A 12,973-nucleotide genomic window follows, 5' to 3' on the forward strand; every position below is an offset into this window, starting at 1 on the left:
ATCTGATTTACTCAACTTTAGAAAAGACAAAAATTAAATATATATTATGGTATTAAGCTATAAATATTAGTAACTAAAATTTCTTTTTCTAGCTTTTTCATTTTTTAAACCTTCTTTTTTTGCATAAAAAACACCAAAATATAAAACCTTAATTATCAAGTTATTAAAAACTTCATATCCCTGAATTCAGGGATAAATATCCCTGGATTCAGGGATGCCAAAATATCCCTGAATTCAGGGATTGACAACATCGTTTTTAGGGTTTATTTTTACAAGAGAAAAGATAACCCACTTTATAAACGGGATATAACAATTTTTTATTTGTTTATAAAGAGTTGGCAGTAAGCTGAAAAAACTATGAGCATAATATCAAAATCCAAACTAACAACCTACAGAAATAGTAATCGCTACTATAGTAAAACTATTAATGAAAGTTTACTTGAATTCAAGTCGGAAAGCAAGTATAGTAAAGTAACTATTTTTCTATCTCACAAACACGATGAAGTTGAGGAATTAGATAGTGCAATTAGTTTTTTAAAAAAGTTTGGAGTTGAAATTTATGTAGATTGGTTGGATGATGGAATGCCTAAAACTACAAGCGGAATTACGGCTAATCGAATTAAACAAAAAATTAAAGAAAATAGGAAGTTTATATTTTTAGCTACAGAAGGTGCAATCACTTCAAAATGGTGTAATTGGGAACTCGGTCACGGAGATGCTGAAAAGTATATAAATCATATAGCAATACTACCAATTAAAAACACTTATTCGGATTATACTGGAGCAGAATACTTACAAATTTACCCTTACATCTACGAAAGTGATTCGACACCAAATGCATTTTTTATTAAATATCCAAATGGAGATTTAAAAAACCTTCCTGAATGGTTAAAATCATAGATATTATGAAAGAAGAGAAAATTAAACATCTTGAGTTTATACAAAATATTATTACAAGACATAATACCAATTCTTTTCAAATAAAGGGTTTAACTGTTACTATTGTTTCTGCTTTACTAGCTGTTTATGCTTCTAACAATAATCTAGAATTCATTTGGATTGGTATTATACCAACAATTCTATTTTGGTTTTTAGATTCCTATTATTTACAACTTGAAAGAAAATTCAGAGGTCTTTACAATGATGTAGCAGGTGTGTCTAAGGAACCACAAGAAATAAAAGATATGGAAATGAGACCAGATTTATATAAAGGAGGTAAATACAAATTCATTAATGTTTTGTTTTCCAATACAATGTGTCCGTTATATCTATTTATTTCAATTGGATTAACAGCAGTCTACTTTTATTTAAAATGTAATTAATGGCAAAAAGAGTATTTTTTAGTTTTCATTATCAAGATATTATTGATTTTCGAGCGAATGTAGTAAGAAACCATTGGCGTCTTAAACCAAACAGAGAATCTGCGGGTTATTTTGATGCTTCTATATGGGAAAAAGCAAAAAAAGAGGGAAATATAGCTCTAAAACGTCTTATAAATGGAGCTATAAAGAATACCTCTAACACTTGTGTTTTGGTTGGTTCAGATACCTTCAATAGAAAATGGGTTAGTTATGAAATAATGCAAAGTATGAAAAGTGGTAATCACATTTTTGCGGTTCACATTAACGGAATTAAAGGAAAAGACGGAAAAACAAAATCTAAAGGCTCAAATCCACTTTACTATTTAGGTTATTCCTTTTCTGAAAACGGTAAAAAAATTAATCTACACGATTACATAAACAAGAAGTGGATAAAATATCCAGATTTAGAAGGTTGGACAGTGAAAGAAGTTGACGCAAAATATAGAAATAAGATATATAGACTATCGACTGATTACAAAATTTATGATTGGATTGATGACGATGGATATAATAAATTTACGGAGTGGGTTGAATAAAAGCCTACTGCCAACAATGTATAAAAAAATAGGGCAAAAAGTGCTTAATCGAGAGGTCTGTGTCTATTTGCCAAGTCGCCAAATTTTTAAATTTGGTATAATTAAAAACATAAAAGAGAATTAACAAAATTTAAAAATTCGGCTTTAGCTTAATCCGAAAAGTATCGCTTACAACTGCCCTACTTTTCTTATACTAGACCGTTATGCCACATTAAAAAATTATGGTCGAAAACGGACTGACCATCCAAAATCGGAAATGTGAGAGTTGAAACCGAAATAAAAGAAAAAGTAAAACGAGTTATCGAAAATCGAAAGAGTAGAAAAAGAAAATTTTATTAACTCAGAAAAGTCTAAACTAATGAAAAAGATTTTTCCCCTAAACATTAATTGAAATGAAAATATATAAATATCAAATCATATTAATTCTCATTCTAATTTTGACTTCCTGTCAAAATGAATTAGAATTGAACAACTTAGAGAGTAATCAACCCGAAGCGATAGTTGAAAAAACTGTCGAAAATGGGAGATTTATCTTTTCATCAAAAGAATCCTTAAAAACGACCATAGAGGATTTTCAAAATGATGAAATAGAAAATGTAGAAAAAGAGTTTGAAAAACTTTACGAAAGAGGTTTTCGTTCTCATAAACCAATTGTAAATTCTGAAAACGAGCAATTACAAGCTAGACTTTCAGAAGAAATTATTCAAAAGAGTAAATTACATAAATCTTCATCTAATTCTTTTAGTAAAACTACAAGTACAGAAGATGAAGACAATGAGGAAGAATTTATAGCTGACCCTTTGCTAGCTTCTCTTGTAAATGAAAACAATGAAATAATTGTAAAAGATACGCTTTATAAGTTTACGAAAGAAAAGGGGCTTTTCTTTACCCATGTAAAAGATTCAACGCATTTATTTAACTTCTTTAAGGAAAGTAACGAACAAGCAAATAGAATAAGTGCAAAATCAACTTCGGCTAATAGAATTTCTCCCTGTCAAGAAAGAGAAATGTATGGAGGTGTGTCTAGAATTGATGAAAGAATTTCGAGGTATATCCGACCTATTGAAGATGATTGTTATGGTGGCGGCGGTTCTGGTGGTGGAAATAATGGTGGAGGTTCTAGTGGAAGTAGTTTATCAGAAGATGAAAAATTACAACAAATCATCTCCAGTTTACCAATATGTCAGGGCAGTGATAACTGGTTTCAAAACATCTTTGGTAAAAGTTATTACTGTACTAATTATTATAATAGTAGAAACAGAATAAAAACAGAATTTTGGGATCAAAAATGGTTAATTTATGCTTCAGCAGGTATTCAAACGAAAACTCAAAAAAAACGATTTTGGATATGGTGGGCAACAGATTCTGACGAAATCCATTTAGGAATCAATAAAATTTATCTAAAATATAAAAGACCAGAGCCTGAAATTAACTCTTTTTCTCATCCTCAATTATTTTCTAATTTTGGAAAAGCTCCAATTTATATGTATAGCACAAAGTTTTATGTAAAACCAAATGCATCTAATACTTTCGTAAATACTTCTCTTAATGTAACTAAAAATAGAATTCCTTTTCTTGATTTTGATGATGATGATATTTTAAACATATACATACCTAGAGTGCCTATATTAGGGGATATTAATATAAATTTAACCACAGGAAACACAATTTATACAGAATCTAATATTAAAGCACTTTATACGGCTGGTGCCAAATTTTTGCAAAGTAACATATCTAATAATTCAAATAAAAAATTTGTTGTAACATATCAAAAGAGCGATAGTGAAATTGAAGTAATATATTTTGCCGATAGATTTAAAGCAACAAACACTAATAAAATAAAACATAAATTTTATTCCGATTTGAGTTTTAAAATAGGTTATACTGAATTACTTGATGGTTCTGGAGGTTCTAGTTTTAGTGTTGGGCCTTCTAGTGCTCCATTTAGAGATTATACCCATTATGAACTTGACTTTTACGGTATGGCAAGAAAAGGAAGTACTTGGAAAGGAAATAGAATGATAAGATAAATTTATAATATTATGAAATTATATTTAACTACAATTTTAATATTTTGTTTTGTTTGTGTTCACTCTCAAAGCAAGTGGGAAACGTCAATAGAATTAGATTTTATTTTTCCTAACAAAAAAGATTATTTCTATAATGATAGTAGTAATAGAATAAAAGAAGCAGAAATAAAAGATGATGGATTTTTATTAAACTCTTTTGGAATTCAAGCAAGTTACAACTATTTTTTATTCAAAAAAATGTCTATAGGTATTGTAGGTGGAATGCAAACACAATCAAATCCAAAACTTTCACTTATTAAATTAGGTGGAATTTTAAGGTTTTATTTTGTGGATAGAGATAATGTTTATATTTATTTACAAGATGCTAATAATTTCACTTTAAATAAAGAAAAATTTAAAAGTGGAAATAATTTAAGATTGGGATTAGGTTTTCCAATTAAAAAAAGAGGCAATTTTGACATTGTTGGAAATCTTTTTTTTGAACAAAACTATTTTAAGTTAGATGGATCAAAACCTTTGTTAAATTTGACAGATGAAATACCTCGTTCATTAACTGTTAAATCATTTGGAGTTAGTTTAGGCTTGAAATTCTAACAATAACGTGGCATAACACGGCATATAAAAAATAGCAGTTAAGAGCAAACTATAAAGTTTGTGCTTTTCTGTTATTTTTATTGCTAAACTGAAAGTAATAGCATTTTTACTCTGCTACTTTTCATATACCCAACCGTTATATGCAAGCTGAACCAACAAAATCGCAAAAACAAAAAACTGAATGACAAGAAAAATCGGATTATTCTTTCTCTCTCTTTGGTTATTATTTTTATTGATAATAATCATAACAGCAAAAATGCCATTTTGTCTTGGAGAAGAATGTGAATTTGTAGGATGGACTTATTTGTTTAAATCAAATATTATTCCTCTGTTTTGTATCATCGCCCTTGCAATCGGTTTCATCTCGTTTTTTGACTTTCGGTTTCAAATGAAAGGAACACCCGAATTATCATTAAAAATTACAGAAATAGAAAATATAGATTATGAACATCTAACTTTCTTAACAACTTATATTATACCACTTGTATGCTTTCAGTTTGAAAACCTAAGATATATTCTAACTTTTACAATCATTTTATTTGTTATTGGACTAATATACATAAGAACAGACTTATTTTACGCCAATCCTACATTGGCAATTTTAGGTTTTAGAATTTATAAAATTTCGGGAGAGTTTAGAAAAGGGGAAATCAGAACTGAAAAAATCTTGATTACCAAAAACAAACTACAACTAAATGACAGAATAAAATATTTCAAATTAGACGAGCGAATTTACTACGCTTCAAAAATAAATGCCAATGACTAAAGCTGAATTAGACCAGTCGCTCAATTTTGTCAACAATCCAGACGGAGAGCTTCAAATAATTATCTATGCAAACATTGAGGATGTTGCAGAACCAAGAAAATTGGACATAAGAGGAGATGACTTACCCGAATTAAGGCAAATATTCGTGGATGGAATTAATTCCCTCATAATAGAAAAAGATGATTATTCTGTTTTAAAATTATCTGATGCTGACGAGCGTGGAAAATGTTTTTACGAGTATGATTTAGAAGTACCAGAAGAATTAGAATTATTAGAAAATGTTATAGGCAATGATAATCTTCAAAACTTCAACTTTAACGATAGTAATTTAGCTTCTATTAAATCTCTTATTATTGTCTTAGCTGATAATGAGAATGAAGTCAGTCTGTATAAAAAATTATCCCCTGTAGAAGTTATTGGAAGAGGAGGACATATATTAAAAAGAGCCAATCAAAGATTAGAGAGATTTGAAGACCAATTATTAAGAATTACCGCTAGGTTTCAAGTTTTGAGAGTCAATGAGGAAATAATAATAACAGACTTAAATTCAATTGAAAAAAGTTTTGGTTTCCACGATGTTATAACACGAGAAGCTACGGCAAGCTTAGATGTTATTAGTCAAATGGCATTAATTCAAAATATCGAAAGTCTTCGAGAATTAGTAACTGATGTCAGCTTTGCAAGAAAGTTAACAAAAGTTGCTAAAAATTCACCTGTTATTAAAATGAATATCCCGAATGCAAGCATTATAATCTTTTCTAAACAACATCCACTAACTAAAAGAAAAATGAGATACAGCGAAGATGGAACTCAATTTAATTTAGACACAAGGGTATCTAAGGATTTGCTGATTAAAATATTAAATGACGACTTACTAACTTCTGAACTTACTAAGCTCTATTACGATAGTTTAGCAAAAGATGGAATTGAAGTTGAAGAAGAAAACGATGCAGAAAACAATGAAAATGAGTAATGCCTGCATATAACACGGTGTATAAGTAATAGCGGTTTAAGTGCAAACTACAAAGTTTGTGCTTTTCTGATATCTTTGTTTTTAAACTGAAAGTAATTGAATTTTTATTCTACTACTTTTCATATACAAAACAGTTGGTAGTCATTTGTACAAGGAAAGAGTCATTCAATAACCACTCAATTTAGGGAATGTCAAAAAAAGGGAATAAAATATACAGTTTAAAAAACAGGTTTTTTCTTTTTTTCTGGCACAACCACAAAGTCTTTTAAATAAAAGGGTTCAAAATAAGCGACATCTTCAAAGTCGCTTTTATTGTACTTAAAAAAAGACAACTGTGCCATTTCTTTGGCAGATGGAAATTTATCGTCTATAAAAACAGCATTTTTATGAGTAATTATAGGTTTGCATTTTGCAGCGCCATCACCTAAAAAATAAACTTTGTGATCTTTTAAATATTCTAAAAATGAAGTATCTTCTATGATTTCTGCTTTTGTATCTCTAACTTTCTGGTTTTGGTGATTAAAAACAGCTGCATATACCTCCATTCTTCTTGCATCTAAAAGAGGTACCATAAAACCACGCTCTATAGTTATTGCATGAGATAAAGAAGTTAATGTATCAATAGAAATTAACGGCTTGTTTAAGGCAAAACAAAGCCCTTTTGCAGCAGAAACTCCAATTCTTAAGCCTGTATAAGAACCGGGGCCTTTACTTACGGCTATGGCGTCTATTGAAGTTGAATCTATATTGGCTTCATTTAAAATATTATTTATAAAAGGATGTAAAACTTCTGCATGAGAGTAATTGCCATTATTCAATTCCTGAATTGCGATAATAGCTCCGTTTTCTGAGATACTTACAGAACAGTTTTTTGTAGCGGTTTCTATGTTTAAAATAATTGCCAAAATATAATTTTTTACAAAGATACTATTTCCCAAAAAAGAAAGAGGCTGTCTAAACTTCATTAAAACAGCCTCTTTATTTATAAATGCTTTTTTTAGTCGAATACCAACTCACCAGAATAAAACTGTAATACTTTTGTTTTAAATACATAATCGTACTTAGAACGTATCATTGCAGCCTCTGCATTTACTAAGCGTGTTCTTACCAAGTCAAAATCAAACAACGTCATGGCTCCATAATTGTAACGTTCTTGTGCATTTTTAAAAGCCTCATTTTGTGCTTCTAAAGATATTTTTGCAGCTTCATAGGTTTTTAAAGCGGTTTTAACATCTAAAAAAGCTTGTTCTATAGTTTGTTTTAATTGTAACTTTTGGTTTTCTAATCTAGTTTCTGAAACCTCTTTATTAATGTAAGACTGTGCAACTCTGTTTTTTGTTTGAAAACGATTAAAGATGGGGATGCTAAGATTAAAACCAAAACCATAACCAAAATTATCTTCTAACTGAGAACCAAAATCTGGATTACTAGCGCCATTTGGTAAGTTTAAATTAAAACCATAATTGGTAGATAAACCTGCAGATGCTGTTAAAGTTGGGTAAAAACTACTTTTTGCAATTTCTATATTAAAATCTGAATTTTCTATATCTAACTTTGCTCTCGCAATTTGTGGCATAGAGGTTAAAGATTTTTGATAAACCACAGAAGAGTTTGTATACAATAAGTTTGCAGAAGGCTTAGCAACTTCAATAGGAGCTACATCAAAATTTTCTGCGGGTTCTTGTAATAATTGTGCTAAATTTAACAAAGCTAATTCCAATGCATTTTCTTGCGCTACCACATTTTGCAAGTCGTTTGCTGCTGTAGATTGGAAATTTAATAAATCTCCTTTTGCAATGGCACCTGCTTTAAACCTGGCATCTGCTGCTTCTATTTGCTTTTTACTAATTTCTGCTTGTATTTTGGCTACTTCTAGGTTTTCTTTTGCAAATAATACGTTTAAATAGGTATTTAAAACTCTTAAAGAAATATCGTTTTCTATTTGTTTTAAATCGTACAAACTTGTTTCTACACCCAACTGTGCTTGTTTGTATGTGTTTGTATTTCTAAAACCGTTAAAAAGGGTAATACCAGAACTCAAATTCATAGATCCTCCGAAAAAACTAGTGTTTACCCTATCTTGAGATACAGGGTCAAAACCAGTACCAAAGTTAAAGTTACCACCTGTGTTACCATTTAAATTTGGTAAGAAATTCCCTTTTGTAATGGCTACATTTTTTTTTGCTAATTCTAAACTTAACTTGTTCTGCTGTATAGTAATGTTCTTTTTTAAAGCTTCATCTACACATTCTTTAAGCGTCCATTGTTTTTGAGAATAAGTAGCAATTGATGTAATAAATGCTACAAATAAAAGAAGTTTGGTTTTCAAAATATTTAATTTTTATATTGTTTTGGTTGATGTTTTTTACTGTTATATCAACAAAAGAAAATTACTTAGCACTATAAAAACAGCTCATTTTTAATCAAAAAAAGAAGACTTTTACCTTTGTTCGTTTTTATAAGACGACCAAAACTAAAATTTGTTACAGTCTTTTTGACCTTATTGGAATGTTAATTTTTAACTTTCTTATTATATCTGTAAATTGAATAGAACAAAACGCCAATTAATAAATAAGGAAATACCATTAAATACGTAATACCATTATTAACTCCTTCTGCCATAGAAACATCTCCATTTTCTACTACTGCCTTGCACATGGCACATTGAGAAAAAGTAGTCTTTGAAGAAAGTACTATAAAAAATAACCCTAAAATTAGTTTCTTTTTAAGCATAGTAAGGAGAAATCATTATATAAACTACAACACCTGTTACAGCTACATACAACCATATTGGAAAAGTTTTTTTAGCTATTTTTTTATGTGCTGGAAACTTACCCAGTTTTGCTCTCATATAGGTTATTAAAACAAAAGGTATAACTATTACAGATAATATAATATGAGTAATCAATATAAAATAATACACATATTTAACAATCCCTTGCCCACCAAAGGTTGTTGAGTCTGAAGTCATATGGTAAGCTATGTACATTACTAAGAACAGTAAAGAACAAGCAATAGCTGTTGTATTTAATTGTTCGTGTAATTTTCTATTTCCCTTTTTTATAGCCACAACTGCAGCAATTAATAAAACTGCTGTAAGACCGTTTATTGTTGCATAAATAGGCGGTAAAAAAGTTAGTGGTTCTACATTAAAACCTAACTTTCTTAAATTTATACCAAACAAACCTGCAACTGCTAGTGGAATTACTATAGAAAGTGCTGTAATTATTTTTTTATACTTTTTTTCTTGCGCTAAAACTTGTTCTGAATTTTTCTCGGTATTACTCATCTAATAAAATTTTTATGTCTTCTTTTAATTCTTTTATTTGATCTGGAAAACCTTGTTCTTCTAAGGCTCTATAGTACATTATTGGATTGCCAAACTGGTCTCTTCTAGATCTTATGTAACCCTTTTTATCTACCAAAGCAAATAGGCCAGAATGCTCAAAACCACCATGTGCTTTATCACCTTTACCTGCGTACAATTTAAAACCTTTGTTAGACAATTCATAAACTACATCATCACTTTTACCTGTTAGTAAATGCCAGTTTTTATGGGTAATTGCGTTGTTTTTTGCATACTCTTTTAAGGATTTTGGTGTGTCTATTTCTGGTGTTATAGAAATAGAAGCGATTCCAAAATTTGGATTGCCAAAAAAATCATCTTGAATGGTTAACATTTTCTGATTCATTATTGGACAAATAGTTGGACAGGTTGCAAAAAAAAACTCAACAACATATACTTTACCAAAATAAGTTTTGTTGCTTATTGTTTTACCTTCTTGATTTACAAATTCAAAATCTGGTACTTTATTAAATGTTACCAAATCATTAGAATTTTTAAAACGATCTACAACTTTTGGTATTGTGTAAATACCAAACAAAAGAATAATAAACGCAATACCTACGTAAGAATATTTTTTTTTCATTTAACGTTATATTTGTCTATCTGCATCATTCTTTTTTAATGCCAATCTATACTCTGCTAAGAGTACTTTAACATCATCTTTCATTTTATCTTTTAAAATAGCTACAGAATTCATATCATACCCAAAAAGCAAACCGTCTTTTTGGTCTTTATCATCTGTTCTACCTCTTAAATTTACTTCTTTGTCTACGATAAATGCTTTAGATGCTTGTAAATTATGTAAGCTTTCATTAATATTAAAACTTTCGTATAATGCGATAATTTCTTCCTCTGAACTTGCTACAAACTTCCATTTTACCATGTTTGTAAATGCACCAACTTCTTTTTTGAGTTGTTGTACCTCTGCTTCTTTATCTTTAGGATAAATAGCAATTACTTGAAAGTTCTTAAAACCGTAAAAAGGTTTATATATTTTTTGATTTAAATTAAATACACCCCCTTTTATATTGCTGATATCATCACCTAAAAAACAAACTACAGAGATATTATTTTTAAATTGCACTTTTTTACTACTGTCTATTAAAGCAATATCTGTAATATTTTTGGTTACAATAGGTAATTTTGCAAAGTTATTAATACCTGAAGATAATACTAGGTAAAACAACAACGGAAAAATAAATAACAAGAATAGTACTATTCTTTTTTTACTAATAAATTTCATATTTATAAATGTATTTTAACCTATTTTTAACAAATTAAATCCAAAAAAAAAAGGTGGTTAAAACCACCTTTTTAAATATATCTTACCAGTTTACAAGTGGTGATAATGTGTCGTATAAATAACCTCCTTCTATTAATAATAAGGTTACAAGGTAGATGATTAGAAAAACGGCTGACCAAACAATTGAGCGTCTAAACCATTTTTTTTCTCCTTCTAAATGCATAAACACCCATGCAATACCATATGCTTTTGCTAAAGTTAATATGATAAAAATCCAATTTAACCAGCTTGTACCTGGACCATGTAAGTGTAATGCTTCTGGTTTAATAATACCTAAGTAAACCTCTACTAAAGTTATTATAGAAAGAATACCGAAGACTATCCAGATTCTTTTTGTATTTGATTCTTGTGCGTGTGCCATTTTTACTGTTTTTTATTGATTCCTGGTTTTACAGGAAAGTCATTTTATAGGAAACCATGAAATTTCATGGGAATTTCTTTTATACTAAGTAGAAGAAGGTAAATACAAATACCCAAACTAAATCTACAAAGTGCCAATATAAACCAACCTTTTCTACCATTTCGTAATGGCCTCTTCTTTCGTAAGTACCTAAAATTACATTAAAAAATATAATAATATTAATTACAATACCAGAAAGTACGTGAAAACCGTGAAAACCTGTGATAAAGAAAAAGAAATCTGCAAAAATGGTATTACCATATTCGTTTACTTCTAAATTAGCACCTTCTACAACTAATTTTGCTTTGGCTAATTCTGCTGCTCCTTTTTCTCTAGAAAGAATTGTTTTTTGCTTTTTATCTAAATCGATTAACTCTGTTCTAACTTGTATTGCAGGATTTGCTTTGTAGGCATTAACCACTTGGTCTACAGAATATGTAGAAACAGTTTCTCCACTTTCCCACCAAAGTCCGTTTGTTCTATTATGTGTTTCTAAAGCATCTGTTCTATCTCCTGTAACAAAATCTGCTAGTGCTATTTGCTTACCGTCTTTTACAAATTGCAACACTTTACCATCTGTAGTCTTAACTGCCCCATAAGTTCCGTTGATAAAAGTATTCCATTCCCACGCTTGTGAGCCTACGAAAATAATACCACCAATAATGGTTGCAAACATATACCATGCTACTTTATTTTTTTTCATTTGATGACCAGCATCTACCGCCAATACCATTGTTACAGATGAAAAGATTAGGATAAAAGTCATAATTGCAACGTAAATCATTGGGTAATCTCCATGTACAAAAGGTACGTGTGTAAAAACCTCATCTGCAATAGGCCAAGAGTCTATAAACTTAAAACGTGTTAAACCGTAAGCCGCTAAAAAACCAGAAAAGGTTAATGCATCAGATAGAATAAAAAACCACATCATCATTTTACCATAGCTAGCGCCAAATGGTCTAGCACCACCTCCACCCCAGGTTTCTTTTTTGTCAGTTGGTACAGCAATATTTGCTTCCATAAAAATTTTCTATTAATTGAATATTAAAAATAGTTGTGCAAAATTAATCATTTTTCATCACCTAATAAAATAGAAAAAGAAAAATAGATAAATCCATAGTACATCTACAAAATGCCAAAAGATTGCACCAAGTTCAAACCCTAGTAAATCATTTGGTTTATACTTATATTTAAAATGATTATAAATAACAATAAAAAGTACAAATACCCCAGCAATAAGGTGTAAAACGTGCATTAACGTTATACCAATTATAAATGATGTTGATACTGTACTGCCTGGGCCTGTAAAATACAAGCCTGCATTTTTAAGTTCGTTAAAGCCTACATATTGTTGCCAAATAAAAGCAATTCCTAAAATTAAGGTTACAATTACCAATACTAAAGAAATTTGTCTTTTATCTTGTTTTAAAAATCTTTGCGATAAAATAAGTGTTATACTACTTAATACAATAAGTATAGTACTCATATAAAATGCATCTGGTAAATCAAAAGTTACCCAGTCATCTCTTTTCATACTAATTACATAGGCACTAGTTAAGCCTGCAAAAAACATTACCATACTTATCATAGAAACCCATAACATAGGTTTTGCAGATTTTTTTCTAGCAACTGTTAATTCTTGTTGTAATGTTTGTTCTTCCATC

Annotated in this window: 16 protein-coding genes; 7 read left to right on the forward strand and 9 right to left on the reverse strand. The window is 29.6% G+C overall.

Annotated features, from left to right (window positions below):
• The first annotated feature begins 357 nt into the window (after window positions 1-357).
• From AC2D6T_RS01065 to kwaB, 7 genes are all read left to right on the forward strand, one after another.
• Window positions 358-900: a toll/interleukin-1 receptor domain-containing protein gene (locus AC2D6T_RS01065; RefSeq protein ID WP_484680166.1), complete on the forward strand. Its 543-nt coding sequence runs from the start codon at window positions 358-360 to the stop codon at window positions 898-900.
• Window positions 885-1,322, forward strand: coding sequence for a hypothetical protein (locus AC2D6T_RS01070; protein ID WP_484680167.1), 438 nt, complete (start codon window positions 885-887; stop codon window positions 1,320-1,322). Before AC2D6T_RS01065 ends, AC2D6T_RS01070 begins: the two co-directional genes overlap by 16 nt.
• A complete protein-coding gene (locus AC2D6T_RS01075; RefSeq protein WP_484680168.1) occupies window positions 1,322-1,897 on the forward strand; it encodes a TIR domain-containing protein in 576 nt (191 codons plus the stop codon). The genes AC2D6T_RS01070 and AC2D6T_RS01075 overlap by 1 nt, the downstream gene beginning before the upstream one ends.
• A gap of 437 nt (window positions 1,898-2,334) precedes the next feature.
• On the forward strand, window positions 2,335-3,927 hold the full coding sequence (locus AC2D6T_RS01080; RefSeq protein WP_484680169.1) for a hypothetical protein: 1,593 nt from the start codon (window positions 2,335-2,337) through the stop codon (window positions 3,925-3,927).
• A 12-nt stretch (window positions 3,928-3,939) separates the two neighbouring features.
• Entirely contained in the window at window positions 3,940-4,521 is a 582-nt protein-coding gene (locus tag AC2D6T_RS01085; RefSeq protein WP_484680170.1) for a hypothetical protein, read from the forward strand.
• A 181-nt stretch (window positions 4,522-4,702) separates the two neighbouring features.
• The gene (gene kwaA / locus AC2D6T_RS01090; protein ID WP_484680171.1) at window positions 4,703-5,287 is read left to right on the forward strand and encodes an anti-phage protein KwaA; all 585 of its coding nucleotides are present in this window, start codon (window positions 4,703-4,705) and stop codon (window positions 5,285-5,287) included.
• The gene (gene kwaB, locus AC2D6T_RS01095) at window positions 5,280-6,260 is read left to right on the forward strand and encodes an anti-phage protein KwaB (protein WP_484680172.1); all 981 of its coding nucleotides are present in this window, start codon (window positions 5,280-5,282) and stop codon (window positions 6,258-6,260) included. Before kwaA ends, kwaB begins: the two co-directional genes overlap by 8 nt.
• Before the next feature lie 218 nt (window positions 6,261-6,478).
• On the opposite strand, the gene tsaB is transcribed toward kwaB, so the two are convergent.
• From tsaB to AC2D6T_RS01140, 9 genes are all read right to left on the reverse strand, one after another.
• On the reverse strand, window positions 6,479-7,165 hold the full coding sequence (gene tsaB / locus AC2D6T_RS01100) for a tRNA (adenosine(37)-N6)-threonylcarbamoyltransferase complex dimerization subunit type 1 TsaB (RefSeq protein ID WP_484680173.1): 687 nt from the start codon (window positions 7,163-7,165) through the stop codon (window positions 6,479-6,481).
• 92 nt (window positions 7,166-7,257) lie between these two features.
• Window positions 7,258-8,589: a TolC family protein gene (locus AC2D6T_RS01105; RefSeq protein ID WP_298949847.1), complete on the reverse strand. Its 1,332-nt coding sequence runs from the start codon at window positions 8,587-8,589 to the stop codon at window positions 7,258-7,260.
• A gap of 182 nt (window positions 8,590-8,771) precedes the next feature.
• Entirely contained in the window at window positions 8,772-8,993 is a 222-nt protein-coding gene (locus AC2D6T_RS01110) for a hypothetical protein (RefSeq protein WP_438989384.1), read from the reverse strand.
• The gene (locus AC2D6T_RS01115; RefSeq protein ID WP_484680174.1) at window positions 8,986-9,549 is read right to left on the reverse strand and encodes a DUF420 domain-containing protein; all 564 of its coding nucleotides are present in this window, start codon (window positions 9,547-9,549) and stop codon (window positions 8,986-8,988) included. The genes AC2D6T_RS01110 and AC2D6T_RS01115 overlap by 8 nt, the downstream gene beginning before the upstream one ends.
• Window positions 9,542-10,189 carry an SCO family protein gene (locus AC2D6T_RS01120; protein ID WP_484680175.1) on the reverse strand — a complete coding sequence of 216 codons (648 nt, stop codon included), beginning with the start codon at window positions 10,187-10,189 and terminating at the stop codon, window positions 9,542-9,544. The genes AC2D6T_RS01115 and AC2D6T_RS01120 overlap by 8 nt, the downstream gene beginning before the upstream one ends.
• 6 nt (window positions 10,190-10,195) lie before the next feature.
• The gene (locus AC2D6T_RS01125; RefSeq protein WP_484680176.1) at window positions 10,196-10,849 is read right to left on the reverse strand and encodes a hypothetical protein; all 654 of its coding nucleotides are present in this window, start codon (window positions 10,847-10,849) and stop codon (window positions 10,196-10,198) included.
• Window positions 10,850-10,931: 82 nt separating this feature from the next.
• Window positions 10,932-11,270: a cytochrome C oxidase subunit IV family protein gene (locus tag AC2D6T_RS01130; protein WP_298949834.1), complete on the reverse strand. Its 339-nt coding sequence runs from the start codon at window positions 11,268-11,270 to the stop codon at window positions 10,932-10,934.
• 79 nt (window positions 11,271-11,349) lie between these two features.
• Window positions 11,350-12,330 (reverse strand): cytochrome c oxidase subunit 3, encoded by a 981-nt coding sequence (locus tag AC2D6T_RS01135; RefSeq protein ID WP_298949832.1) that lies wholly within the window; start codon window positions 12,328-12,330, stop codon window positions 11,350-11,352.
• A 57-nt stretch (window positions 12,331-12,387) separates the two neighbouring features.
• Entirely contained in the window at window positions 12,388-12,972 is a 585-nt protein-coding gene (locus AC2D6T_RS01140; RefSeq protein WP_484680177.1) for a cytochrome c oxidase subunit 3, read from the reverse strand.
• Window position 12,973 lies beyond the last annotated feature (1 nt).

The organism is Polaribacter sp. YIW18 (genome assembly GCF_057219325.1).